26 protein-coding genes and 1 pseudogene are annotated in these 25,648 nt (G+C 44.6%); 15 read left to right on the top strand and 12 right to left on the bottom strand.

The features are described from left to right. Positions 1–186: 186 nt before the first annotated feature. On the top strand, positions 187–1,152 hold the full coding sequence (locus AB4329_RS09955; RefSeq protein WP_136979886.1) for a GlxA family transcriptional regulator: 966 nt from the start codon (positions 187–189) through the stop codon (positions 1,150–1,152). A gap of 289 nt (positions 1,153–1,441) precedes the next feature. Here AB4329_RS09955 and AB4329_RS09960 read toward each other — a convergent pair whose 3' ends face one another. The 4 genes from AB4329_RS09960 to AB4329_RS09975 all read right to left on the bottom strand — a co-directional run bounded on the left by AB4329_RS09960 (position 1,442) and on the right by AB4329_RS09975 (position 4,937). Next, positions 1,442–2,473: a DUF2955 domain-containing protein gene (locus AB4329_RS09960; protein ID WP_017059067.1), complete on the bottom strand. Its 1,032-nt coding sequence runs from the start codon at positions 2,471–2,473 to the stop codon at positions 1,442–1,444. A gap of 60 nt (positions 2,474–2,533) precedes the next feature. Then, on the bottom strand, positions 2,534–3,595 hold the full coding sequence (locus AB4329_RS09965) for an HlyD family secretion protein (protein ID WP_372138192.1): 1,062 nt from the start codon (positions 3,593–3,595) through the stop codon (positions 2,534–2,536). Between the two features lie 12 nt (positions 3,596–3,607). Further along, positions 3,608–4,075: a transcriptional regulator SlyA gene (slyA, locus tag AB4329_RS09970; protein ID WP_017059069.1), complete on the bottom strand. Its 468-nt coding sequence runs from the start codon at positions 4,073–4,075 to the stop codon at positions 3,608–3,610. Between the two features lie 391 nt (positions 4,076–4,466). Next, a complete protein-coding gene (locus tag AB4329_RS09975) occupies positions 4,467–4,937 on the bottom strand; it encodes a hypothetical protein (protein WP_372138194.1) in 471 nt (156 codons plus the stop codon). A 97-nt stretch (positions 4,938–5,034) separates the two neighbouring features. Between AB4329_RS09975 and AB4329_RS09980 the strand changes: the two genes are divergently transcribed. The 3 genes from AB4329_RS09980 (at position 5,035) to AB4329_RS09990 (ending at position 6,993) form a co-directional block, all read left to right on the top strand. Continuing rightward, the gene (locus AB4329_RS09980; RefSeq protein ID WP_086715048.1) at positions 5,035–5,955 is read left to right on the top strand and encodes an IS5 family transposase; all 921 of its coding nucleotides are present in this window, start codon (positions 5,035–5,037) and stop codon (positions 5,953–5,955) included. A 112-nt stretch (positions 5,956–6,067) separates the two neighbouring features. Beyond that, positions 6,068–6,454, top strand: coding sequence for an MAPEG family protein (locus AB4329_RS09985; protein WP_017061526.1), 387 nt, complete (start codon positions 6,068–6,070; stop codon positions 6,452–6,454). Positions 6,455–6,462: 8 nt separating this feature from the next. Further along, positions 6,463–6,993 carry a DNA mismatch repair protein gene (locus AB4329_RS09990; protein ID WP_372074841.1) on the top strand — a complete coding sequence of 177 codons (531 nt, stop codon included), beginning with the start codon at positions 6,463–6,465 and terminating at the stop codon, positions 6,991–6,993. A gap of 42 nt (positions 6,994–7,035) precedes the next feature. On the opposite strand, the gene AB4329_RS09995 is transcribed toward AB4329_RS09990, so the two are convergent. After that, positions 7,036–7,671 carry an START domain-containing protein gene (locus AB4329_RS09995; protein ID WP_372138196.1) on the bottom strand — a complete coding sequence of 212 codons (636 nt, stop codon included), beginning with the start codon at positions 7,669–7,671 and terminating at the stop codon, positions 7,036–7,038. A 49-nt stretch (positions 7,672–7,720) separates the two neighbouring features. Between AB4329_RS09995 and AB4329_RS10000 the strand changes: the two genes are divergently transcribed. Next, a complete protein-coding gene (locus tag AB4329_RS10000) occupies positions 7,721–7,843 on the top strand; it encodes a hypothetical protein (RefSeq protein WP_017061529.1) in 123 nt (40 codons plus the stop codon). On the opposite strand, the gene AB4329_RS10005 is transcribed toward AB4329_RS10000, so the two are convergent. Next, on the bottom strand, positions 7,840–8,316 hold the full coding sequence (locus AB4329_RS10005; RefSeq protein ID WP_372138198.1) for a YHS domain-containing (seleno)protein: 477 nt from the start codon (positions 8,314–8,316) through the stop codon (positions 7,840–7,842). The two genes, AB4329_RS10000 and AB4329_RS10005, sit on opposite strands and share 4 nt — an antisense overlap. Positions 8,317–8,426: 110 nt before the next feature. Between AB4329_RS10005 and AB4329_RS10010 the strand changes: the two are divergent. Both AB4329_RS10010 and AB4329_RS10015 read left to right on the top strand, forming a co-directional pair. Beyond that, positions 8,427–8,881 (top strand): annotated as a pseudogene (locus AB4329_RS10010) (helix-turn-helix domain-containing protein). 232 nt (positions 8,882–9,113) lie between these two features. Beyond that, complete coding sequence (locus AB4329_RS10015) at positions 9,114–9,992, top strand: 6-pyruvoyl tetrahydropterin synthase family protein (RefSeq protein ID WP_372138200.1); 879 nt, start codon at positions 9,114–9,116, stop codon at positions 9,990–9,992. Positions 9,993–10,117: 125 nt separating this feature from the next. Here the strand turns inward: AB4329_RS10015 and AB4329_RS10020 are convergent, their stop codons facing one another. Both AB4329_RS10020 and AB4329_RS10025 read right to left on the bottom strand, forming a co-directional pair. After that, a complete protein-coding gene (locus AB4329_RS10020) occupies positions 10,118–11,158 on the bottom strand; it encodes an acyltransferase (RefSeq protein WP_372138202.1) in 1,041 nt (346 codons plus the stop codon). 123 nt (positions 11,159–11,281) lie between these two features. Next, the gene (locus AB4329_RS10025; RefSeq protein ID WP_017072390.1) at positions 11,282–12,238 is read right to left on the bottom strand and encodes an AEC family transporter; all 957 of its coding nucleotides are present in this window, start codon (positions 12,236–12,238) and stop codon (positions 11,282–11,284) included. 176 nt (positions 12,239–12,414) lie between these two features. On the opposite strand from AB4329_RS10025, the gene AB4329_RS10030 reads away from it, so the two are divergent. Further along, positions 12,415–13,008, top strand: coding sequence for a TetR/AcrR family transcriptional regulator (locus tag AB4329_RS10030; protein ID WP_372138204.1), 594 nt, complete (start codon positions 12,415–12,417; stop codon positions 13,006–13,008). Between the two features lie 192 nt (positions 13,009–13,200). Then, positions 13,201–14,049: an alpha/beta hydrolase gene (locus tag AB4329_RS10035; protein ID WP_017065066.1), complete on the top strand. Its 849-nt coding sequence runs from the start codon at positions 13,201–13,203 to the stop codon at positions 14,047–14,049. A gap of 148 nt (positions 14,050–14,197) precedes the next feature. Here the strand turns inward: AB4329_RS10035 and AB4329_RS10040 are convergent, their stop codons facing one another. Both AB4329_RS10040 and AB4329_RS10045 read right to left on the bottom strand, forming a co-directional pair. Further along, the gene (locus tag AB4329_RS10040) at positions 14,198–16,732 is read right to left on the bottom strand and encodes a glycosyl hydrolase family 18 protein (RefSeq protein ID WP_372138206.1); all 2,535 of its coding nucleotides are present in this window, start codon (positions 16,730–16,732) and stop codon (positions 14,198–14,200) included. 398 nt (positions 16,733–17,130) lie between these two features. Next, the gene (locus AB4329_RS10045) at positions 17,131–17,595 is read right to left on the bottom strand and encodes a DUF2850 domain-containing protein (protein WP_017065063.1); all 465 of its coding nucleotides are present in this window, start codon (positions 17,593–17,595) and stop codon (positions 17,131–17,133) included. A gap of 307 nt (positions 17,596–17,902) precedes the next feature. Between AB4329_RS10045 and AB4329_RS10050 the strand changes: the two genes are divergently transcribed. After that, positions 17,903–18,184, top strand: coding sequence for a pyrimidine/purine nucleoside phosphorylase (locus AB4329_RS10050; protein ID WP_017057600.1), 282 nt, complete (start codon positions 17,903–17,905; stop codon positions 18,182–18,184). A gap of 224 nt (positions 18,185–18,408) precedes the next feature. Here the strand turns inward: AB4329_RS10050 and AB4329_RS10055 are convergent, their stop codons facing one another. Then, positions 18,409–19,281, bottom strand: a complete 873-nt coding sequence (locus tag AB4329_RS10055) for a pirin family protein (protein WP_017069674.1) — start codon at positions 19,279–19,281, stop codon at positions 18,409–18,411. A gap of 157 nt (positions 19,282–19,438) precedes the next feature. On the opposite strand from AB4329_RS10055, the gene AB4329_RS10060 reads away from it, so the two are divergent. Beyond that, on the top strand, positions 19,439–19,723 hold the full coding sequence (locus AB4329_RS10060; RefSeq protein ID WP_017061541.1) for a hypothetical protein: 285 nt from the start codon (positions 19,439–19,441) through the stop codon (positions 19,721–19,723). A gap of 25 nt (positions 19,724–19,748) precedes the next feature. Here the strand turns inward: AB4329_RS10060 and AB4329_RS10065 are convergent, their stop codons facing one another. Continuing rightward, the gene (locus tag AB4329_RS10065; protein WP_371725542.1) at positions 19,749–20,939 is read right to left on the bottom strand and encodes a GGDEF domain-containing protein; all 1,191 of its coding nucleotides are present in this window, start codon (positions 20,937–20,939) and stop codon (positions 19,749–19,751) included. Positions 20,940–21,254: 315 nt separating this feature from the next. On the opposite strand from AB4329_RS10065, the gene AB4329_RS10070 reads away from it, so the two are divergent. The 4 genes from AB4329_RS10070 to uhpB all read left to right on the top strand — a co-directional run bounded on the left by AB4329_RS10070 (position 21,255) and on the right by uhpB (position 25,646). Next, a complete protein-coding gene (locus AB4329_RS10070; protein ID WP_017061543.1) occupies positions 21,255–21,593 on the top strand; it encodes a DUF1840 domain-containing protein in 339 nt (112 codons plus the stop codon). Between the two features lie 406 nt (positions 21,594–21,999). After that, complete coding sequence (gene uhpT / locus AB4329_RS10075) at positions 22,000–23,394, top strand: hexose-6-phosphate:phosphate antiporter (RefSeq protein WP_017061544.1); 1,395 nt, start codon at positions 22,000–22,002, stop codon at positions 23,392–23,394. A gap of 147 nt (positions 23,395–23,541) precedes the next feature. Then, positions 23,542–24,150 (top strand): transcriptional regulator UhpA, encoded by a 609-nt coding sequence (gene uhpA / locus AB4329_RS10080; protein ID WP_372054536.1) that lies wholly within the window; start codon positions 23,542–23,544, stop codon positions 24,148–24,150. Next, entirely contained in the window at positions 24,150–25,646 is a 1,497-nt protein-coding gene (uhpB, locus tag AB4329_RS10085) for a signal transduction histidine-protein kinase/phosphatase UhpB (protein WP_372138208.1), read from the top strand. The genes uhpA and uhpB overlap by 1 nt, the downstream gene beginning before the upstream one ends. Positions 25,647–25,648: the final 2 nt, after the last annotated feature.

The following is a 25,648-nucleotide window of genomic DNA, read 5'->3' on the forward strand; positions in this document are numbered from 1 at the left end:
AGGATCAATAAGGATAAATGTTTCGCCAGATTCAATGAGAAAAGTTGCGCTACGTAGGTGGTGGATCTTCATAATGCCTCTCTAAACTCACTAACAAGTCATGTTCTCTATACGATTTAGTATGCTACTTTCCGACTTCTTATGATACTGTCTTGAAAGTCAACGTTCGCGCAAATCGAGACACTCATGAACAAATCAAGCGAGTTAATTAAAATTACTATGATAGCCTTTGAAGGCATCAGTGCTTTTCATCTCTCTGTGCCCTGTCTGGTGTTTCGAGATATCTTTTTCGGTCAGCCGGTTCGGTTTAACTTGAGGATCTGTAGCGAAAACAGCTTGCGGTTTGAAACAAGCTCTGGATTTGGTGTGGTGGTCGATAGCGATCTAAGTGCTACCCAAGAAGCCGATATTATAATTATTCCAAGCTGGCCAAATGACCTGCCAGAGCCAAGTGAGCGACTTCTAGAGGCGTTAATAGATCATCATGATAAAGGGAAGTTGCTGGTAGGGCTCTGCCTTGGTTCTTATGTTCTCGCGTGTGCTGGCGTTCTCGATGGCAAACGAGCCACAAGCCACTGGGCATTTACCGAACAATTTCAGCAGCAATTTCCTAAGGTGAATTTTGACCCAAACCCTCTATTTGTTGAACATGAGACTATCATCACCTCTGCTGGAGTAGCAGCTTCACTCGATTGCTGTCTGCACATAGTGCGCCGTTTGTGTGGTAGTGAGCTTGCGAATGATCTCGCTCGTAAGATGGTGACTGCACCATCTCGTAATGGTGGGCAGCAACAATACATACCAGCACCAGTCAACATAAAACCCCTCACAGAGACAAGTATTAACCTTGTGATTGAGCAGGTTGAGCAGAGTCTCAATCAGTCTCATTCACTAGATGAACTCGCTGAGCGCTGTGCGATGAGTAAACGTACCTTTACACGCCAGTTTAAATCCACCTATGGTTGTACATTTGGTGAATGGCTGCAAAATCGACGTTTGGTGTTTAGCCAACGTCTATTAGAAACCACGAAACTATCGATACCTCAAATTGCAGAGCAAGCGGGTTTTGGCTCTGACAGTGTATTTAGAAAGCACTTTAAATCTGCTTTTCATGTATCGCCGGTTCAGTGGCGCACGACTTTCAAGCAATAGAACTCATTTCATTGAGGGCATTTTTGCGTTACATGCTACCGCCAGCATACCTTTGGGCAGAAATGAGTTTCGGAAAAGTAAACATTAGCAAATCATGAATAACTACAGGTATGGCAAAGAGGAAAAAGTTTCAACGGTGTCTCCAATTGCTTTATTGAAATACTAGTACCTGATCCCGTACTGGAATCAGGTGATTGTTATGAGAGACAAAAGACAAGACATGACCCTATTGTTTCTAATGCTGAGTCACAAGCAGTTTTTTTCCATGCTCGATTAATCATTATCAGCATTACTGATAACTTAAGCGCGTTGCAGCAAATCGGTTAAGTAAAGTGTGCATGATGTAACACAGTAATAAAGTCGCTACGATGGCAACCAAAATACTGCTAATACGGTAAAGTGCACTATATATCAGATCGCTACCTGGGGTGAGGTATTGGCCAAATAAAATCCCTAGCGTGGTCATCGCTCCAAAGCCAACCCCAGCGCCGACGTTTTCTTTGACGTGTACTTGGCTAAATAGCATTAACCCAAACCATAAAACCGGCACGACTAAGATCAACAGCCCTGACCAATCATAAAGAAACAACTGGGCTAACACACCGAATGTCACTCCAAGAAAGGTACCTATCGCACGTTTAAGGGCATAATTTAATACCCCAGTAAAATGCATCGGATAAAGTAATAAAATTGTGGCAGCTTGCGCCGACATAGAGTCTTGCAGATTAAATATCTGGAACACGACAAAAGATGCTGTGGCGATAGTTGCCCCCAGTAATACTTCATGTCGCATTCGATTTACTGATTTTGCTGGTGGTTTTTGCAATTTTCTGGGTTCAACATCAGGGATTAACGAGACCATGATATAGGCGATAATGATTGCCAGTATTGTGGCGCCGAGATTAGCGCCGATGAGACCGTTTAGATCAGTATCAGGGTAACTGGCAAAATTAAGCATGATGCTCAGATTAAGTAAACTATTGGCACCATAAAGAAAAAAACTGCCGCGGGTCATGGCGGTAAAAAAGCCAACAAACACCCCAAAAATAATCAGGGTCATTAAGACTGGATGGCCACCAAATAAACCACCGATAACGCCTACCACTAATCCAGCTGTGACAGAAGACGCCAACACCTGCCGCGCGACATGGGCGGTGAACACAGGTGCTAGCCCTAGCAATACCATAGGGGTAACAGTATAAAACACCCCGTTACTAAAGCCGAACAGTTTGCACACAGTAAAGCCAATCGTGCCAGCAGTGGCAATACGTAGACATTGACGTAAATCATTGGCTGTCATGGGATTAAATCTTAGTAACATGATTGTTGCCTTGTGTCGCTGTAATATATTTAAAATAGCGCATCTATCAAATGTATGATGTTAATAGATATAGTGCAGCATACTGATGGCTTTAATCTGCCCATGAGCTAATAAGTTCAGCAAACTATTTTCTGGCATTATCTGCACCGTCGCCCGTGCCCCCGTTGGCAATGTTCTCATGACTTCGTCATTATCTAATTGTAAATGCAATCTCATTCTTTGGGCGTCACGGACCCAGCGATCAGATTGTTGCGGAGTCGCTAAACTGCCATTGGCATCGAACTGTCCGGAGCTAACCCCAGCATCAATACTGCTGACGTGGGCGCGATATAAACGGCCTGGTTCACCGTCAAACGCAACAAGGGCTTTAGATGAAATTGAGACATCTCGTAATGCCTTTTCTCTAAAATCAGCAATAATATCCACATCATCAGAAACAAGAGCCAGCAGTGGCTGGCCAATGGCCGCAAAGCCGCCGACCATGATTTGCAAGTTAGTAACTGTGCCGTCTTGATCCGCATGAACTTGGGTATAAGACAGGTTTAATTTGGCTTGGGCTAAGCGATTTTCGGCCTGACGTACTTTTAAGTTATTGTTACCGTAAACACCGCGGCTCACTTCTAATTGCTTTAAACGGGCTTGGGTTGCCAGCAAATTTGCTTCAGCCGCAGCGGCATCGCTGTCAGCTTGATCGCGTTGCTGTTGGGATACGCCATTAGTTTTGTACAGTGCATCAAGACGCTTTGCTTCGCTGCGTTTTTGTTGTGATGTGGTTTGGCTGGCATTGACATCAGCTTGCGCCGCTAACAAAGAGGCATCTAGCTCAGCGTTATCTTGCTGGACTTGCTCTAAAGCCAACTGCGCTTCATCTACCGCTAACTTATACGGTCTAGGATCTACTTCAAACAGTAATTCACCCTTGCTAACAACTTGGTTATTAGTGACAGCAATAGTTTTAATGCGGCCATTAACTTGTGGGGTAACCTTAGTCACAACCCGAGTTGCCATAGCCTGCGGCGTTAATGGCATAGTCGCATCAGCAAACATAAAGTAACCAAATACCAGCATAAAGCCTGCTAAGGCAATTTTTGTTAGCCGCGAAAATTGTTGATCTGGTGTCATATTTGTATTCACTTACTTGTCTGTCATTTTAGCTAATTTGGTTAACGCATTATTACCAATCAGATTAATTACTCTTTCAAACTCAGTAAGTTCTTCAGCGTTTATGCCTAAGAGCAATTGGCTACGGATATTGATAATTGTTACTTCAACTTTCGTTATTAAATCGAGTCCAGCAGGAGTCAAATTGACAAGTCTGGCGCGTTTATCATGGGGGCAACAGTGGCGTTCAATGAGCCCTTGCTGTTCTAATTGGGCTAAGGTGCGCATTAAAGAGGCCAGTTCAATTTCTAAGGCATTGGCTAATACTTTTTGACTGAGGTTGTCGCCTAATCGCCACAGTTTCCATAAGGCTGTCCAGCGTGGGTAAGTTAACTCTAAAGGGGCAAGTTCAATGTCAACAGCGGTGCGCCATAAGCGATGCAGACGCCCCAATTGTTCTGCCAGTGATAGCTCTTTCATATGGTCGAATTCTTTTTGCATCATGGTTCCCATTTACCTAGCGTGCTAACTATTATACTTGGTTAGCACGCTAAGTAAATTATTTTATACTATCAAAATCGCCTCATAAGCCTAAATCCCCTTAAAGTAATGAAAAAAAAGAATAAAAATGGAAGTGAAATAGGACATCCGATCTTTTACCAATAAATTTTAACCCAGCCAACCCAATCGCTGAGCCAGAAACACAGTAGATGACAAAAAATATTAGCTAACGCGCCCATTCAGTCACAAAATAAACGGAAGCGGAATTTTAAAGAAAAATATGTAGGATTTTTGAGATTTACAGGTGGCGTTGTTGAACAATTCCTCCCTAAGAGCGTAGTAACCCCAAGGGCTGCGAGCAATTAAGCCACTTCATTTCTTACGGGCATACCTAACAACGGGGGGGGGGGCAGGTCTTGCCTTTTGCCACTATACGGCTGACTCGTGAATAATGTAAGTCGAAGTGATTCCCTATTTGCTTTTGCGTATAGCCACCGCTATTAAATGCAGCAATAATGGCATCATTTCTACTAGGCGCTGAGTCTTGGTACTCCTTTAGCGAAAGAGGTTTAGCACGTCGCTGTTTTGCCGGAACCTCTTTGATATCTCCCTCTGCTAAATTCAAATTAGGAAGATGACTGTTCACAAACTCATCACTGCCTAGGTACACCTGCTGCTTTAATCCTGTCCATAGTGGCTTACCAACCCCCTCGAAAACGAATTGCTTGTATTTCTCAACAGCCTTATTTCTCTGGCGGCCAAATTGAAACAAGGTTTGATCAACCGCTAGCCAGTCTGGTGACTCTTTTAAACCAGTAACAAAAGGCCAACTGCTCCACTCATATTCGTTCGGTGTATCCACTATATTTGCACGAACGGGGGGCTTTGTTTCCTAAATCAGGGAACTAATGCTTAAAGCTACGATCAGATCATCTAAGTTCACTCACATACTTAGAGCAATGCCAAAGCCTCGCTACAGAACAACTAACTGGAAACAATATAACCAAGCCCTAATCAATCGTGGTTCACTGACATTCTGGATTGATGAGGAAACGATTCAACAGTGGAAGCAACTCAAGCAAGGTAAACGAGGTCGACCTCGATTGTTTAGTGACTTAGCCATTACGACCGCCCTCATGGTTAAACGAGTATTCGCGATGCCGTTGAGAGCGTTACAAGGATTCATCGATTCTGTTTTCAAACTCGCTCAACTCCCGTTGTCATGTCCTCATTATTCATGCATCAGTAAACGAGCCAAAACGGTTAATGTGTCATTCAAGACAAAGACCCGAGGCGCAATACAGCATTTAGCCATTGATGCAACAGGGCTAAAGGTCTACGGTGAAGGTGAATGGAAAGTAAAAAAACATGGTACTGACGGGAAGCGTCGAGTTTGGCGTAAGCTCCATTTAGCCGTAGACACTGGCACTCATGAAATCATTGCGGCTGAGTTAAGTTTATCGAATGTCACTGACGGTGAAGCTCTTCCTAATTTACTGAATCAAACTCGTCGTAGAATCAATGAGATATCTGGTGATGGAGCTTACGATACAAGACAATGCTACGAAGCAATACGTATTAAACAAGCTGTTCCACTTATTCCACCGAGAGAAGGTGCTGCTTTTTGGTTACGAGGTCACCCCCGTAATCTGGCGGTAGCTTGCCAGAAATTATACGGCTCAAATAAACATTGGAAAAAGAAGTACGGTTACCATAAACGGTCACTTTCAGAGACGGCTATGTTCCGTGTAAAGACACTGTTTGGTGGGCGATTAAGTTTAAGAAACTATAATGCTCAGGTTGGTGAAACCTACGCCATGATTAAAGCGTTGAATAAGCTCACAGGGTTAGGTATGCCTAAAACGATAGAAATAGCCTAATAATCACCCATACTGGCCGTTTCTATCTGAGATCCAATTAGGAAACAAAGCCGGGTGTTGTCGAACAGATAACAAAGAACACTGAGTAAACACAAAATAATAGGGAAATATGATGGTTACAGCACTTTACGCAGCCTTGCTGACGATCGTAATGATTTGGTTAGCAATAGAGGTGATCAAGCAAAGGCGAATCAATCTTGTTGCTCATGCTGATGGCGGTGTCGAGTCGTTACAGATAGCACGTTCGGCACAAAGTAATGCTATGGATTACATCCCAATCACCGTTATTTTGATGGGATTGTTAGAGATGAATGGCGCCGGTGTGTGGCTGATTCATGTCATTGGTGTGGCGTTTATTCTGGGGCGTGTGATTCATGCGAAAGGGATCTTAGCGAAGAACTTCAAAGGTCGAAAAGTGGGTATGGTGTTAACGCTTATCTGCATGATCTCTTTGATTGTCCTAAACTTAGCTTACCTACCTTTTGATAAAATGTTCTAGGGAGCATTATGGCGTTGCGTCTTCCTCCTGCTTGGGCGATTGTCCTCGCAGGCTTGATACTCAACATCATGGCGATTGTCATGTCGAGCTTGGTGCTCGATAAAATTGAAGCTGAGAAAGCGGAGTACAACGATCGCAAATACGGCAATGTGTACTCAATACAGCTTGCTTGGAATACGATTGAAACCCTAGAGCGCAAGCGTGAAGCGATTTTGATTCACCTTGATAAGCTATCCCCAGAAATCGCTCAACCTGCCACAGTTCTTGATGAAGCGCTTCGCGGACAACTTCGGAGTTGGGTGAGTGACGAGGTGCCGGCCATCTCGTTGGCTAATTTACCTAAGCTTATGATGCTGATAAACAGTGCACAAGAAGCGCAACGAACTCGAATCGATGATTACTATTTGGATAACCTGACCTTGGTTGAGTTAATCCAAAGGCTTGATGAGAAAATGGCTTTCTATAAGAACATCGCCCTGTTTCTTCAAGTATTTGGCTTGGCGCTTATCTTAGCTCGCGACCTCGCTAGAAGACCTTAATCTTTAACCTTAATACCTCCATTTACTTATCGACTTGTATCGTTAGCGAGACTCATTTGGCAGGTTAGGGTGCTGTTGGCCTTGGTACTTTGGTAACTGTTCTTTTAGCCCCTTAAACGTGCTCAGTGCACTGCCTATCGATAACTTGTTCATCAACCAATTTGGCAAGATGCCCCCTGCGTTCGCATACGCGGTGTAGGTGATGTAGGTATTGCCATTAGTCAGCGGTTGCAGTGTCCAAAGTGCGTCCACATCGTAGATTCGAATGTACCCCGACTCTTTCGCCAAATAGTTCGACGCATCCTTTATCGACAAAACAAACTGCCCATCCTCGATGCTGTATTTTGAGTAGGTCACCATGTCTCGATCTCTGGCAGGCCACGGTGCTTTGAATTGGGTATAGACGATGTTTTCATCTTCAGATATCTGCATCAACACACGGCTTTGCGACACGTTATCTATCCAGTTTGGTACGTTCTCGCTGTCTTCCAATAACAGTAAAAAACCGGAGTAAGTGGTGGGCGTTTGCATCTGTGCTCGTATTTCGACCAAGCCTTCGCTGTGTGGCCTTTTATCAATCATGATGCCATCTTCACTTTTGACGAACTGCCACGGGTTGGCATAAGTCAGTGCCGATAGGGCGCAGAGGCCGAGTACCAAAATCCTAGGTAATGTCATTATTCTTCCATAAAAAGAAAAGCTTATCTTCTAGGAGTATAGAATAGAAATGGACTTAGTAGGTGTTGCCAATCGCTTTGGGTTGGCGTCTTTGGGGAAAATCCCAATGAAAACGGAAGCGTTCGGTCGCTTCCGTTTTATTCTTGGGCAATGGATAAGCGCTGTAGGCTAGAGCTTATAGGCTTCTACGGTTTTGATGGTTGTCCAGTTGCTGTTGGCGTCTTGGATGAACTCTTGTGTATTCTCCAGCCAGCGTTTCTGAACCGATTTGTCTAAGTTCAGATACAACTTTCCATCTTCCACCTTCCAAGCGAGAGGGTCGGTTTCAAACTTCTTACCCATGGCTACTCCAAACGCGCAGTAACCGCCATATTGAGGTGCATAGGCTTCTGGATTGGCTCGAAATTCATCTCTGTTTTCACTGCTCGCAAAGTTATAGTTCGCATTCTTATAGGTCGCTGTGAACTCAGATGTGCCTTTTACTGGACCTTCATTGGCAAAGTAAGCGACAGGATCATAGCCTTTAATTGCGAGGTTATTGCTGTCGACACTCATATCAAGGTCTGCTGCCATTAACGAAAAGCTGGTGCCTAGTAACGCGGCCATTAGAGTGATTTTTTGACTGGTCGATTTCATGTGTGACATATCAAGTTCCTTGTCAGTGTTGGTTATCTTGTTTGAAATAATTTAGCCCACTCGTCCGGTCTATAGAGGGACAAAAGAACTAAAAACTAAGCGAATCGTTCGGAGGATGCATGGATCTGCTTTCACAACTAATGGAACACTTCTCGATACGCACTGGCGTTTTCTATTCTGGAAACCTGTGTGGAGTATCGTCATTTAACGCGCAACAAGGTAAAGAGGGCCACCTTCATGTATTGAGCGCGGGGGAGTTGAGCTTGTCTAGCGCTCACACGGAACACAGGCATTTGTCGCAGCCTTGCATTGTTTATTTGCCGAAATGGCGTCACTGGCCGCGATGTCTCGTACTCAGTTTATTGAAGCGTTCAAACGGGAAGTGGGTGAAACGCCGGGAGATTATGTGCAAAAGTGGCGAGTCTCTGTTGCTCAATCTCTGTTATTGCAAAATAAGCCGATCAATTGGGTCGCTGATGAAGTGGGTTACAATAGCTATTCAGGATTCTCACGTGCTTTTCAACATGTTGCCGGAGTGTCGCCGCGCCTTTGGCTAAAGCAAAATGCGTCGTGAAACGGCAGGCAATCCCCACCCGATTTATGGCTATTCGTATCTGGCTGGTCTATGTTTTAGCGGAAATTGTATGTAGTTTGTTCTTTTATCGGAAGAGGGTGTAAAAAGGTGGACTTTATAAGCTCGTTGTAACATCCTGCCCGTCCTATTTTATCTAGACACCAATGAGACGAAGTGCCTGCTGAACATTATTCAGCCTCCCGTATCTCATTAAAGTATTAAGGAGTTCAACTTGAACCTATTTGTAAGAGACCTTACCGTTATCGATTCTTCATACATCTGTGAACACAGAGGGGTCGTAGGAGATAGTTGGATTTTAGATGTCACCATGTCTGGTGAACTTAATGAAATGAGCATGGTGCTGGATTTTAGCAAGGTCAAAAAGCAGATCAAACAGCTTGTCGATGAGCATGTTGATCACCGTTTGCTGCTGCCAATGCAAAGCGCTGCAATTGTTCTTCAAGCGAGCAAAGCGGGCTACTCTAAGGTTGATGTACTGCGTGGTGACAAGAGTCTGCACCTACATTGCCCAGATGAAGCATATTGTCTGATTGATGCAGAAGCGATCACCGTCGAGAGTGTGACCGCACACGTTTACAATATTCTTCGCGATAACCTACCAAGTAACGTCACAGGCTTAGAGATCACCCTTCGTCATGAGAACATTAATGGCGCGTTTTACCACTACACTCATGGTTTGAAAAAGCATGATGGCAACTGCCAACGCATCGCCCATGGTCACCGTTCTCCAGTAGAAATCGTGGTCGATGGTCAGCGTGACGAGCAACGTGAACAAGCATTTGCTCAGCGTTGGGAAGACATCTATTTAGGTTCTAAAGAAGACCAAGTTTCAGTTTCATCACTTAACCTGAGTGAAAACGCGAACAGTGTTAATGATGAAAGTCACTATGGTTTCCGCTACACCGCGCCACAAGGCGAATTTGAGCTAGCGATTGCTAAGAGTGAGACGGAAATCTTGCCGACCGATACCACGGTGGAATTACTTGCGGGCTATATTGCGGATCAAGTTGAGCCTAGCCTAGCAGAGAACCAATCACTACAAATCGTCGCTTATGAAGGTGTTGGCAAGGGCGCAATGGCGTTCCGATAACACTCCAACGAGTGACAGACTCTCGTTACTGACATGATGAAATAAAGGCAAGATAACTCGTTATCTTGCCTTTATTTTTTGTGGCTCTTTAAAACTGATTTAGCGGATAGTTTTAGGTATAAACACTAGCGAAGTAGCACGCGTCGCAGTGGTGTTTTCTCGATCCCAACAACCAACCCGAAGCTCAACAATACGGTGCCAAAAAATACCGTAACGTCTTTGGCCAATTCCGTAATGCCTAACACTCCACAGACATTGAACAACACGATAATGATCAGTAAATGGCTAACGTAGATACCCAGCATGCGATTTGAAATGGCTCGAACCCAAGCGTAGTTACCCATGTTTGGATTAGCCAAAAGCCAGATAAACACGCCCATCCCCCATAGCGCTGTGCCAAACAAGAAATCATTCATGTTGAATCCGACGTCGAACGTGGTGAGCCATGCCGCCTCAGCAAAGTGAATCAACATGCCTAACGCTAATAGCCCCAACGCTTTAGTTGATGACACCTTCCATTGATTCTGACGAATAAGGAAACCTAAGGTCACCATTAACGTGCTAAAGAACGGGCCATTACGCGTGAAGAAGGGTGCTTCTAACCCGGTTAGCGTTGCGTAGCTGCCTGCCAAAACACCATAAACGTAAAGTACAATAGCCGCCGGTAATAGCAGTTTGTCGAGTTTCATTTCGACTATCAAAGCAATGATCAAAACTGCACATACGAGAGCGGGAATAAACCATAAATGAACCAATCCACCCTCTAAGAAAGAGTTAAGCGGAGTGTTCATTAAGAAACCCCAATAGCCTTGGCGCTCACCTAGGTATCCAAACTCTTCTACCTTCGCGAGGTTGAATGGCATCACTAGGCAAATGATGCTCCATACCAACCAAACATTAAGCAGTGGTTTAGAGTAATTAATGACGGTTTGCCACGGGGAGGCAGTCAACTTGGGCTGAATAAGATAACCGGAGATTAGGAAAAACAGAGGTACCGCAAAACGAGCGGTTTGGTTGAGTATATAACCGATCCAAGGCACTTCATCTATTTGCCAATAAGTGAGTGCCATTTGACCGTGTAAACCAATGATCGCCAAGATAGCAATCACTCGGCCTAACTCAATACTGGCGATGTGTTGTGAAGGCGTATGTTGAACGGAAGACATATCAGATCTCTTAGTAAAATTTTTACGAAATCTAGCAGTCTTTATGCCCAACCAGTTAGTCCTAAATCAAGGCTTATGACCTTTGTTTCAAGGCTTGTGTCGGTTTTTTGAAGCCTGTCGCAGCTATATTAAATCCATTGCAGTAAGTACAAAAATGCCGAGTGTACAAGTGATAAGAGAAACAACAGTAGTAAGCGCGATGATGTTAGCCGCCAGTGTTGAGTTTCCTCCCATCGCACGAGCCATAACGTAGCTTGCCGCTGCTGTTGGTGCTGCGCTCATCAAGAAGATAAGCCCGAGATCGAGCCCTTCAAATCCTAAGTACCCAGCCGCCAATGTAATCAGTAACGGTGAGGCAATTAACTTGTAGCTAGAGGCGAACCAAGTCGACAACTTTTCTTGTTTGAGCGAGCTGATATCGAGCGACCCACCGGTACACAGCAGTGCTAAAGGCAACGTCATGTTGGCAAAGTATTGACCAGCGTCTGTCACCATTTTGGGGATAGGAATCGAAAGCGCATAGAAGACTACTGCTAAGAAAATGGCGATGATCAATGGATTTTTAGTAATCGACTTAGCGATCACTTTAATCGCTTTCGCGCCAGTGTCTTCGCCTTTGGGTGTCAGTGCAATTACGGCTTGAATGTTATATAGCACGGTTAGGGATGCGACATAGATAGCCGCCAATGCCACGCCTTGGTTACCATAAATATTAGCTACATAGGCGAGGCCGATGATCGCGGTATTAGCGCGGAATCCACCTTGGACAATCACACCTTGATCTTTCGAACCTTTAAATACTAACTTGGTCGAGAAAATCGTGAACAAGAAAAAGATAAAGTTAGCGATGACGCCAAAGGCAACTAACGCGCTACTGGCTGAAAAGTTGTGATTCGATTGAACAATACTCAGAAATAGCATCGCGGGTAGGGTGACTTGAAAGACCACCTTAGATGCGACATCAATGAAATTGTCGTTGATTAAGCCGATTCGTTTGAGCATCACACCAAGAAACAGCATTAAACAGATAGGGCCTGTTACTGACGCCGAAAACGCAAACTGTTCCCAAAGTGTGTTCATTCTCTTTCCCTAGTTATTAAACTCAATAATCGGTTAACTCAAATTCCTTTGAATACTGTCGCATTTTTCCACAGTTCTTTGATAAGACAAAATGAATACCTAGGGTTAAGTAAAAAATCTTGAAAAAAAGAACGAACGTGCTAAAAATAATGTATCAGATTTATTATTGGTGAATAATGAGTAAGGGAAAGATAACCAAAGAGTATATTTTGAGCCATGCATTCGCGCTTGCAAGTGAGAATGGGCTTGAGAGTTTGACGATTGGCGAGTTAGCCAAGCAGTGTGGCATGTCTAAGAGTGGCTTGTTTGCACACTTCAACTCTAAAGAAAACCTGCAACTCTCTGTACTCGAGTATTCCAACGCCATATTCACCGAAAGAGTCATCATTCCCGCAAGAGAGCTGGGAGATGGTGATATTGAAGCGAAATTGAAACAGCTGCTCGACAATTGGCTGGGCTGGAACCATTCATTCCAAGGCAGTTGCATGTTTATTGATGCATGGAAAGATGCGGGCAGTGAAAGGTCTGTGATTCAGAAAGCACTGCAGAAAACCATTTCAGTGTGGATTGACTACTTGTCGATTCAGGTAGCAAAAGCGGTTGAGAGCAAACAGTTCAGAGCCGATTTAGACCCGAAACAGGCAACCTTCGAGTTATACGGTCTTTATTTGAGTGCGAACTTGTTCTACTCGTTACGAGGCCAACAAGCGAGCCACACCCATTTTTGGAGTGGTGTCGAGCGCTTGGTAGCCAGTTGGAGAGCGGTTTAATACATACAGCAGGTTAACTCGCAAATCATGTGACTTTGCTTAACTAAGGTTTGCAAAAGATTTTAACAGAAGTGGCGGCAAGCAATCATAAACAGCGCTATCGTCATTTTTTATACTAACAAATAGCACGGTCGTTCGATTTTCAGGGCCGAGCTCGATCCGCCAATGATGATGGCGATACAAGGACCGTTCATGAGTGACAAAATCTACTTTAATACATCGAACAAATTCAGCTTCAAGCGCAGCTTAATTGGCGCAACAACCAATCTTCATTACATCCTAGCGCCGAGTCATGCGAAGAAAACAGCACGTAAGTTGCTGCTCACTCCAATGCGTACTGAGCAGAAAAATGCTGATCCCCAAGGGCTTATCAAGAGTGAAATCAAAGGTCGTGATGGCGTTTTAAAAACCTATTCTTTGGGTACGGGGCCTGTTTGGGTGCTGACTCATGGTTGGTCTGGCACCGCGAGTCAGTTTTTCCCTCTGATGGAACATATCGCCGCTAAAGGTTTTACGGCTCTGGCTTATGATCACCCTGCTCATGGTGGCAGTGATGGTGTACATGGTCATATTCCTGCGTTTGTGAACGGTCTTGAAGCGATTCTAGATTCGGTAGGTGAGGTAGCTGGTTTGGTCGGCCACAGCATGGGTACGGCTTCTGCGTTGGAATGTAAGCACGTTAAATTGGAAAACAAGCCACTATTGCTGATTGCACCTGTACTGGATTATCTAGAAAACCTATTTGGCAGCGTCGCACGTTCTGGTTACTCAATGAAACTGTTTGAAGCGGTAGTCGGAGAAGTAGAAGAGCAGTTTAACTATCCAATTCAGTCTGTTGATCCCTATGGAAAGCTAGCGCTTCGTGAGTCTCAAACGATCATCGTTCATGATGAGCAAGACAAGTTTACTAAGTTTGATGTGTCTCAGCGTGCTGCTAATGAAATGGGTCGCGTTACTTTAATTGCGACTCAAGGACAGGGCCACGGGCGAGTAATGAAGTGCCCACAAGTGTTCGAGAGCTTTGATAACTTAATTGGCTAAGCACAACGAGCGCAAGTCAGTAGGACGCCAGTAAAAAGATCGTAAGCTCAAAGCTAAGAAAACAAACATTAAAAAGGCCAACCAGACATTATCTGGTTGGCCTTGCTTTTAGGTGCTTAGTTGGTGTTTAGCTCAACCCTATTTTTAGTTAACAGCTTGCAGGACCAATCTCTTTCCACACGCCCCATTGGCCTGTCGTTGTTGGATCTTCACCGGTTGTCCACCATTTCGCTTCCCAAATCTTACCGCCTTGAGTCACTTGGTCGCCACCAGTGTAAACCGCGCCTGAATCCCAAGCGTTAGTACACGTACCGCCGCCTGTGGTTTTCTTTAGAACTTTCACTGAAGTAGCCGCAACCGATGTATCAGTGCCATCGCTGACCGTTACAGAGAAGTTCAGCGTTGTATCTTGCGTGTATTCCGCCGCGACAAAGCTCACTGAAGCACCTTGAACCGTTGCATCGATACCAGCAGGTACATCCCACGTGAAGGTCAATGTGTCTTGGTCTGAATCGCTTGAAGCCGAAGCATCAACCACGACTACATCACCTGCATTCACTTCAGCCGGAGCCGTAACCACAGCAACTGGTGCTGTATTGACTGGGCCTGTGTCTTTAGGAGTTACCGTTACAACAACGGTGTCAGTTGCAGTAGCGCCTTCGTTATCAGTTACCGTTAGGCTGAACGTGAGTGCTTCTTGTTGCGCGACTTCAACCACATCGAAGCTTACAACAGCCGCATTCGCTTTCGCCAGCGTTACTGCCGTGCCGCTTACTTGTGACCAAGCATAGCTCGCGATTGTACCGTCGCTGTCTTTTGAAGCGCTGCCATCTAGAGAAACAGAGGCTGGGCCTTCAACTGATTGGTCTGCGCCTGCAGCTGCCGTTGGTTTGCGGTTGACAGGATCAGTTGTACCGCCCGCTAGGCCTTCATGCATTGCATTCAGGATGTCGCCGTTATCTGCATCAATTTCCCAAGAGAATAGACCCGCAAGGCCAAGGCTACGAACGTACGCGCCTTTTGCTTTTACAGAGCGATCATCATCAAATGTGATTAGCTGACCTGAAGTGCGGTTCCAAACGTAAGGCGCTTCTGCCATTTCGTCATAGCCATATTCGAAGCCGTTGATGCCTTGGTTATTCGCGCCAAGCATGTTTGCTTTAATGCCTTTGTAATCAATAACGCCATCTTCCCATACGCCTTGCGCAGAGCTGCCTTTCAGTTTGCCGTTACCAACGCCTGTCATAGGGTCGCTCGGATCGGTGAGTGATGATGGTAATACGCCTTCCCAACCACGACCGTACATCGCTGTACCAACCACAAGCTTGTTCGCTGGAACACCTTGCTCAAGCAACAGTTGGATGCCGTTGTCTGTGGTGTAAGCTGGGCCTGTGTATTGTTCGCCATTTTCATCAAGGCCTGTGCCATCACATTGACCAGGACGCATGAAGTTACCGCAGTTTAGTGCTGTTTGGTGACCTAACACGTTGTTCCAACCGCCGTAGAAGTCGTAAGTCATTGCGAAGATGTAATCCATGTATTGGATAGCATCGCCGTAGTTCACGTCTTCAATCTTATCGTGACCAACACCGATCGCAGAAGTGAGCTCGTAAGTACGACCGTTTTCCGCTTCTAGCTCATCTAGCATCACGCGAAGTTCTGCCATCAGTGCAATGTAAGCTGGGCCGTCATTTACAGGATCACCAAGGTCTGGAGCAGCACCGCCACCACCAGGGAATTCCCAATCGATATCCACACCGTCGTAGAATTTCCATGTGTTAAGGAATTTCTTAACAGACGCTACAAAGGTGTCACGGTTGGCTTTAGTTGTGAAATCAAAGAACGGGTCAGACAGCGTCCAGCCACCAATCGATGGGATGATCTTCAAATCAGGATTACGCTGTTTGAGCGCCATCATCATTGCGTAGTTACCCTTGATCGGTGAGCTGTATTCGTGTCCCGCTTGAGGGAAGCTTTTCTGGAAAGCCGCCCAAGGGTCATGAATCACCACTTCGTAATCGTTAACACCCTGACAAGCTGTCATGAGTGCGTTGTAGCTGTTACCGCCTACTGATTTAACTGATTCGTTCGGACCACAAATTGGGATGAAGCCATAAAGGATATGGGTTAAGTTGTCAGCGGGTAGGTTATCAACGGTGTAATCACGGCCGTAAATACCCCACTCTACAAAGTAAGTACCGACTACCGTATTTGGATCTGTGTTGTATGACTTGTTGTTCGGATCCACATTCATCGCAAGTGGCGCTAAGTGTGAGCCATCGGTATCAGCGATCGTGATTTGAGCAGGTGCGCTCTTGCTACAACCTGTTTCATCACACGCTTCGATTTCCATCTCAAATAAGCCGCCTTGGCCATATTCGAATGAAGCTGTGGTTTGGCTGCCAGTGATTGGGCCGGTGGCCACTTTAACGCCATCAAAGTAGATGTTGTACGTGTTTCCTGACGTTCCGCTCCATTGGTTGAACTTAACGTCGACCTTCGCTTGGTCGTGATATTTCACCATCTGGTTGTAGCCAGAGGTGGTTTCCATCGCGAGTTCAATTTTAGAAAATTGCAGGTTGTTGGAACCGTACATGTCGATGCTAGGTGCTGTTGGAGCAGCTAATGCTGTACCAGATAGCGCTAGAGCAATGCTTGCAGCACAGGTATTTATACGAATCATACTATTTCTCTCATTCCTTGAAGATTACGAGAACCCAATGGCCCCATAAACGGCTCCAATCAGTTTTGAAGGAGCTTCCCAGTCAGTATTCGAGGGAGTTTTAATTTCATAACTGAAAATAAATCCGTTTTCGATGGACAACTAAAAAATTGTATCTTGTTACAATTCTGTTGCTTAATGAATGAGAGGCTGAGTCCATGTTTTATAAAATAAAACATCCTTCAGTAGGAAAATCTCACAAGTGAAAATTCACGACATGAAGTTATGAAAAGGTGCGACAAACTATAAGAAAATACTGTGGATTGAAGCTGAATCACAAAGTGAAGTATGTTGAGCGAGCGGGGTCGATCGACGGGTAAACTTGAAGACGAATGCTTATGGCAGTATGGATAAGAGGGTTATCTTTTGAATTGCTCAGCTAAGGAAGCGCGTCGTTGTTGCATGACACTATGGGTATCACCAGTCGCAGTATCTTCGTAGCCTTCTTTAATAAATTGCTGAGATGGTACGCTTGGCTCTAATCGCTTTAAGCGAGGCGAATCGTAAGTACCACTGATGGTGTAAACGGTGGTTCCAGAGCCAGTGTTGATCGTGACGATCTTCCCGTCAAAATCGAATGAGGTAGTGATAAGACGATGATTCATCATCACACCGTTTTCTGAAAGTGTCAGGATGTCGGTGTTGTAAGGTGGCGCCGCAATCTCTATCCATGTGCCATAGACGTTACTTGGGCTGACAGATTGCTGGTGGGCTTGGTAAGCAAAATAGCCGGCGGTGAGGGCAACCATAAAGCCAGCTAATAGGAAGCCGTAGAGTAACGAGTTGGCAAATAGATCTCTGCTTTTAGTCGGCTTTTTTGCCATTATCTCTTCATTTTTCGACTGATATTGTTTTAGATTCTATTAATTAAAACCTTAGTTTGCAAAAATTGTTCTAAGAGTTAGAAGCAGGATCGAATGTTCTAATAAATGTGGTTGCGTTAGTGGTTTTTAGCCTTGCTCCTCAGTATTTACGCTATCAATGAAAGCGAACTCCAGAAATGCTTAAGCTATGCATATTTATTTCTTGTAGGAAAGTCTCGAATTGGTTAAAACAATTATCACCTAAATTTACGCATAGGCTTACTCGGTGAGCTCAATAATTGCAATTTGAAGATAACAAGGAAGTACAATGATTAAAGAAAACACATACTTTGAAGGTGGCGTTAAGTCGTTAGCGTTTAACCAGTCTGGTGCTGATGTGAGTGTTGGTGTAATGGCGGCTGGTGAGTACACGTTCGGTACTGCGGCTCCAGAAAAGATGACCGTTGTTAAAGGTGCTTTGATTGTAAAGCGTGTTGGTGATGATGACTGGACGACATACCAATCTGGTGAGTCTTTTGACGTTGCGGGTGACTCTTCATTCGACCTACAGGTAAAAGAAGCGACTGCTTACCTATGTGAGTACTTGTAATCAGGTCTAAATTTGTTCAATCAGGCATCGTTTGTCTCTGATTTAATAGAAAAAAACCACGCTCTAGGAGCGTGGTTAAATAAGTGATAGTAACCGGCAGTGGATAGTGTCACTTGTTTTTGTAGTCATCAAATGGATGACCAAATCGTTGTTCGTTGCAAAATCTCTTCAATCTTCAATCTTCAATCTTCAAAGCTCAAAGCTCAAAGCTCAAAGCCAAGACATCAGTAAGTCTCAAACACACCGTTGTTGTAGTCTTGAATTGTCTGTTCAATCTCTTCCATCGAGTTCATGACAAACGGACCATAGTGCACGACAGGTTCATTAATCGGCTGACCAGAAAAAATCAGTACACCTGAATCTTCTAGGCTTTCTAAAGACAACAATTCAGCTTTGGTGAGCAGGGCAAGTTGACTTTGGTTGATGACTTTGTCGCCGATCTTAATACTGCCTCGGTACACATAAGTCATGGCATTGTGATTAACATTAGTCCCTAACGTGACTTTTTGCCCAGAATGAGAGCGCCAATCCGCAACGCTTAATGGCACACCTGTTTTCTGTAATGGACCCTGCGCTCGTAAAGCCTCTGAATCCTTGTCAGTTTGGTTGTGCAGTTCAAACCCTCCGGCAATCACTCTTAACAAACCACTTTGTTCACTTTGATGCTCCGCGATGCTTTCACTTTGGAAATCGTGATACTGAGCTGGCTGCATTTTGTGTGTCGCAGGTTGGTTTATCCAAATCTGAAAACCATGCAGCGCACCTTCTTCCATCATTGGCATTTCGCTGTGAATGACACCACGGCCTGCGGCCATCCATTGAGCGCCACCGCTGCGTAGCTCTCCAACATTCCCCATATGGTCTTTGTGTTGGAAGTGACCTTGGAGCATGTAAGTGAGCGTTTCTATCCCACGGTGAGGATGTGGAGGAAAGCCGCCAACATAGTCTTTGCTTTCATCCGACTTCAGTTCATCAATCATTAAAAATGGAGAGAAACGTGCGTTATTAAAACCTGCGAGTCGTTGGATTTTGACGCCATCACCATCTGAGGTGGCATGTGCTGTAATCACATGATCTACTGCTCTTACATTCGTCATTTTGAAACCCTCATAAACTTGAATAGCTGTAGTTTATGTAATTTGATTTAAAAAGAAGATGGCACAGCGTTGAGTGACTTATTCGAAAATCTTGAACAGGTAACAATATGAAATTATGTCTATACTCAATAGAGAGTATATCGCCAAGGAGGCCGCTATGGCAGTTCAGCAAAAACATGGCGAAAGGCATGGTCGGATAGGTTTTGATAACGACTTTACAACGGAGCAAAGCCAGCGCTTTACAGAGGTTGCAAACAGCGCAGTTAAACGCCGCGTGAAAAAACGTGAGATAGAAGCGCCGTTTATTCAGTCAGCTAAGCAAGCCGCTTTTAAAACCGTGGTGAGGCGACCTAAAGGAAATAACCCAAACCGAACACGTCAAGTCATATGGATTATTATGATCGGGTTAGTGAGTCTTTGGCTTATGTACCTTGCAGGTTAGCAGCGCCGCTCCGTTATAGGAATGGCTAGCGTTGGCGCGTTTTTAATAGCGTAACATTGTTCCCTTCGATCTTCGCTTCAAAGCAATCTTCAAGTTCAGATGAATCCGGTGCTGAGCTAACAAGGCTCGTTGGTAGTTCTTCTATCAGGGTCGATACTGGGTTGTCGTGATAATAAGCATATCGGTTTTTTCCTGAATGCTTGGCAACATACATCGCTTTATCAGCACATCTCGTCAGCTCATGTAATTCTTGGGCATCTTGCGGATACAAAGCAACCCCAACACTTAACGTCAATTCCTTGATTCTCTCGTTTGTTTGGCAGCCGCTTTCGAACAGCCCGCAGATCCTATCTAGAATGCCGTCTAGATCTTTACGAGTTGGCACATCGTAGAGCATCAGAACAAACTCGTCTCCAGCAAAGCGCGCGATGGAATAATCGTATTCATGGCTTTTTCTGTCTCTGGTTCGAATGTTGTTGCTCAAGCGATTGGCAAAATGCTGTAAGACACTGTCTCCCACATCGTGCCCGTAGCTGTCGTTAATGCCTTTAAAGTCATCTATATCCAAAAAGACCAATGCCGTAAGTGATCGCTCACTATCCACGGTGGCTAGTTTTTCTGTCGCCCAGCGTTCAAAGCTCCAACGGTTTGCCAAGCCGGTTAACTGATCTCTGTAAGCGAGATCTTCAATGCCTTCTTTATACAGGCGTTGAATATAACTGACGGCTTTTGTGTAGTAATAGGCGGATGTGTGGCACACCAAGCTCATGGTAAATAAGCTAAGGAAAAATCTGTGTGTGCTGTTAAATGGTAAAGAAAAATTGTTGGGCATTGCTGTAATTAAGGTGCTGATAAACAAACAAAATGAGGTGCTAAAGATGATTCCAATTCTGAAGTCATTGATAAAAATCACCGCCGCCAGAATAGGGTAGAGCCAAAGAATTCGGTCAGGAATGGCGTGACTGTACAAAAATAGGATGACCCCTTGAACCAGTAAAACACCGCTCAGGATCAATTCGGAATATTCAGGGTTAATGACTTTTCTTACGTAAAATGCATTGGAGATAGCGATCAGTGCAAAACACAATTCGAAAACCGACAGTGTGTAATGTTGGCCTTGGAAGTAAGCCCAAGTGTAGAAAATGAATAACGCAGCGGCAGTCAGTGAAAAGGAGTGGACAATTTTTTGCTTGCGGGTGGATCGTATGTCCGCCATTTCTTCTAGGTGCCTGCCGACGAGCCTTTTCATGTGATCTGTGCCAAAGTTTTTGATAATGGTGTTAATAGTAGATTAAATAACAAGCTATGCAGAGGCTTAGATGTCTATTTAGTGTGACTACTATCAAGGTTTCATATGAAAGGCTGTTCAATCAATTCCAAATAGTGATGTATATCACCGATGGTGCTGGTCATCTCTAGAAGATTAGATTTAAGCATCAAACTTGTAACCGTTGTTTGATGTTTATCTACTTGCTTTCCAGAGAGTTACTCCACATAGTTTGTAAACGACCAAAATTAAGAAAGGCTCATTATGTTAATTACCTTTAGTTGTAAAGCTCATGCTAGTGTCACGATGTTTGGTGAAGTCGGCCTCCAGTTCATCAAGATGCTTGGGCATAGCGGCTCCATCCCAGGTGCTATGGATGCTTCAGAGGTTCCTCAAGCTCTGGATAATCTACGTGCTGCTATTGCAGCAGAGCAGAGCAAGTCCGTAGAGCATGAAAATACTGATGACGACAATGAAGAAGAGGTGGTTGAAGCGCCTGTTAATATCGGTAGTCGAGCGTTCCCACTGGTTGAATTATTAAAAGCTGCCATCAAAGATGAATGTGAAGTAATGTGGGAAGACGGTAGCGGCAAGCGACTGTAGTACGATTCACGCGAAACGTAACAAGCCTATTGAATCTATTTTAATCAGAATGAATGCTGAACCAGTATCGGACACACCATGACCATGGAGTTTTATGGTGATGAACCGATACTGGTGTTTTTTTAGTGAAGTAATCCACTCGTTTCTGTTTATTTACAAGGTTCGTCAGCCCTGAAATGAGTGACTTTTGTTATCGTAATATCAATCCATAACAGACCGTAAACAAAGTGATGCTGTTCACGCTTTCTTGACTCCCAATTCTGAACTAAGAATTTTTCCTAGTTATTCTAAGACCCTCTCTCATGCGGTCGATTTTTAGACTCCTTATTATTTCACGGTCAACTAACAAACAATGTATGGCCGCAATTATGCCGTGCAGACCTCACAAAAAATAAGAGAGTTCACAATGTTAAAGTTCCTAGATCAGGTTCGAAAACCGACGCTGGATCTTCCGGTCGAAACTAGAAGAAAAATGTGGTTTAAACCATTCCTACAATCTTACCTCGTCGTGTTCATTGGTTATCTAACCATGTATTTGATCCGTAAGAACTTCAATGTCGCGCAAAACGACATGATTTCTACTTATGGATTATCGATGACGGATCTAGGTCTTATCGGTCTGGGTTTCTCTATCACTTACGGTATCGGTAAAACCGTCGTTTCCTATTATGCCGATGGTAAAAACACCAAGCAGTTCCTGCCATTCATGCTTGTCCTTTCTGGTATTGCCATGTTGGGCTTCAGCTTCAGTATGGGCGGCGGCAGCGCTAGCTTATTCTTGATGGTTGCCTTCTATGCGTTGAGTGGTTTCTTCCAAAGTACCGGCGGTCCTTCAAGCTACTCGACCATCACTAAATGGACGCCTCGTAACAAGCGTGGTTCTTATTTAGGCCTTTGGAATATGTCGCACAACGTGGGTGGCGCAGGTGCCGCTGGTGTTGCTCTGTTCGGTGCTAACTACCTTTTTGATGGCAACGTGATCGGTATGTTCGTGTTCCCATCAATCATTGCGATTGTGGTTGGCTTTATTGGTATGCGCTTTGGTAATGACTCTCCAGAAGCCTATGGTCTAGGTACGGTTGAAGAGTTGTTTGATGAAGAAGTCAGCGAAGAAGATACGGCTGCTGAAGAAAATCAAATGACTAAGAAAGAGATCTTTGTTGAATACATCCTGAAAAACAAAGTGATCTGGTTGCTCTGCTTCGCGAATATCTTCTTATACATTGTTCGTATCGGTATCGATCAATGGTCTACCGTTTATGCGTATCAAGAGCTAGGTCTATCAAAAGAAACCGCGATTTCAGGCTTCACTCTGTTTGAGGTTGGTGCACTGGTCGGTACGTTAATGTGGGGTTATCTGTCAGACCTTGCGAACGGACGCCGTGCTTTGGTTGCTTGTGTATCGCTTGGCCTGATTATCGTTTCGCTAGAGTTCTACCAGCATGCAACCAGTGAGTTCATGTACCTAGCATCACTGTTTGTGCTTGGTTTCCTAGTATTTGGTCCTCAGTTGCTGATTGGTGTTGCTGCAGTAGGTTTCGTGCCTAAGAAAGCAATCAGCGTTGCGGATGGCGTGAAAGGTACATTTGCTTACTTAATTGGTGACAGCTTTGCCAAACTTGGCCTAGGTATGATTGCAGACGGCACACCTATTTTTGGCTTAACGGGTTGGAAAGGCACGTTCGCAGCGCTTGATACGTCAGCTGCCATTTGTATCGTGTTACTGCTATTCGTTGCGGTTGCGGAAGAGAAGAAGATTCGCCACGCTAAGAAAATACACTTAGCGTCTCAAAACGCGTAGCGAGTCTCACGTGCTTTATTGGTTTAAAGCACGTGAGATCATACCAATCGTTAGTTCGATTCAGTATCATCTCTATTAATAAACTTAATTTTAGATAGCTCCTGTTGGGGCTATTTTTCTTTCTTACTCTTAATTTTGGTTAATATCATGATTAATGTTGCGCTTGTTGATGACCACGTCATTGTTCGATCTGGCTTTGCTCAATTACTCAGTCTTGAAGCTGATATTACGGTCGTGGGGGAATTCAACTCTGCGGCAGAAGCGCGCCTAGGATTGCCAAGTTGTCACCCTGATGTCGTGATCTTAGATATCTCAATGCAAGACGAAAGTGGCCTGAGCTTATTGGAAGAGATTCCATCAGGCATTGCCAGTATCATGCTGAGCGTACATGACTCTCCGGCGATGGTTGAGAAGTCATTAGAGTTAGGAGCCAAAGGTTATCTCAGCAAGCGCTGTAACCCTGATGAGTTAATCCAAGCCGTACACACGAGCGCAAATGGTGGCTGTTATCTCACGCCCGATATCGCCATAAAGCTTGCGACGCCCATGAAGAATAAAGCCTCTTTAAATCAGCTCACCCGCAGAGAAAGCGAAGTGTGTCAGTTATTGGCGACAGGGCTCGATGTAAAATCTATTGCCGTAGAGCTAGGGGTTAGCCATAAAACGGTGCATGTACACCGTGCCAATGCGATGGACAAACTCAATGTTAAGAATAATGTCGAGTTAGCTAAATTGTTTACACAAGACCAGTATTAATGCGTTCTTACCTAGCCACCTCCCTGTGTGGGGTTTTTATGGCTGGTTGTGCATGGTTCTGTTTGTGGGTTATTGCCTTCTATTTTATTAATGACCCTGAGTTAGCCATTCTGCTTTTCCCGTTTTCACTTCGATTGGGAATGACGCTGCACACTCGTACCCACTATTGGCCTGCTATCTATATTGCCGAGTGGGGGCTTGCGATCGCTTTAGCTCTGCTACTTGATGAACCTCAATGGCTGACGATACTCATCGCCAGTGGATTGAGTATTCCTGCTACGCTAATTGCCAAGCGTTATTATTCTGGTGACCAGAATCGTCACTTGTTAGTGATGGCGAGCTTAATCATGGTCACAGCATTCATTAACGTTGCCGTGGTGGGTTCTCATGTTCCGGCTGTTTACATGGTGTGGTTGGTGAGTATCACTGGCGGATTGATGCTGGTGCCGATGTGTTATCTAGTCTGGAACTATCTATTCCAAAACAAGTGGTCACCACTGGGCTCTTACTTAATCCATAATGTTGTAGAGTTCAAAATCCGTCACATCGCTTTATATAGCGTCTTGTTGGTCGCCAGTATTTTGATACAAACCAGTTTGCCTGATGAGCTAAGGCGCTTTGCCCCATTCTGTATGGCGATCCCTATTATCTTGCTGGCCGTTCGTTACGGATGGCAAGGCGCTCTGCTTGCAACAATGCTAAATAGTGTCGCGCTGATTGCTGCTCATAGTGGAACGTCCAAACTCGAAATTACCGATTTGCTCTTGTCTCTATCTGCTCAAACCATCACTGGTATATTGCTTGGTTTAGCGGTTCAAAAGCAGAAAGATCTCAACTCGAAATTACGCAGTGAGCTTTCCAGAAATCAAAACCTTTCACGTCAGTTAGTTACCGCTGAAGAGTCAGTTCGTCGTGATATTGCGCGTGAGTTGCATGATGAAATCGGCCAAAACATCACGGCAATTCGTACTCAGGCAAGCATTATTAAACGCGTCGACGCGGCTGAGATGAGCGTTCGCTGTGCGGGTATCATTGAATCATTATCTTTGAATGTTTATGACACCACCAAACGTCTACTTACAAAACTAAGACCTAAGATGTTGGACGATCTGGACTTAAAAGATTCCGTGGAACAGCTTATTCGAGAGATGGAGTTCTCGGATCACGGCGTTGATATCCAGTTAAATTGGCAAGGAGATTACTCGTGTTTGAGTGACACGCTTAAGGTCACTATCTTCAGGCTGTGCCAAGAGTCTCTAAATAATGCCTCTAAATACGCCAACGCGAGCGAGATCAGAATTGAACTGATTTTAGGTGACCAGGCTTACCTTCAGATCACAGATAATGGCATTGGTTTTACAGCGCAAGATCTTCTCAAAGGAATGGGTGTTCGTGGTATGCAAGAGCGTGTTCAGGCGCTCGGCGGCAAGATGACAATCAACGCTAATGGCTCATCTTCGGGTACCAATATCAGCGTTACATTACCTAAAGTGTGAGA

The organism is Vibrio sp. 10N.261.54.A5 (assembly GCF_041471145.1).
Classification (GTDB): domain Bacteria; phylum Pseudomonadota; class Gammaproteobacteria; order Enterobacterales; family Vibrionaceae; genus Vibrio; species Vibrio crassostreae_C.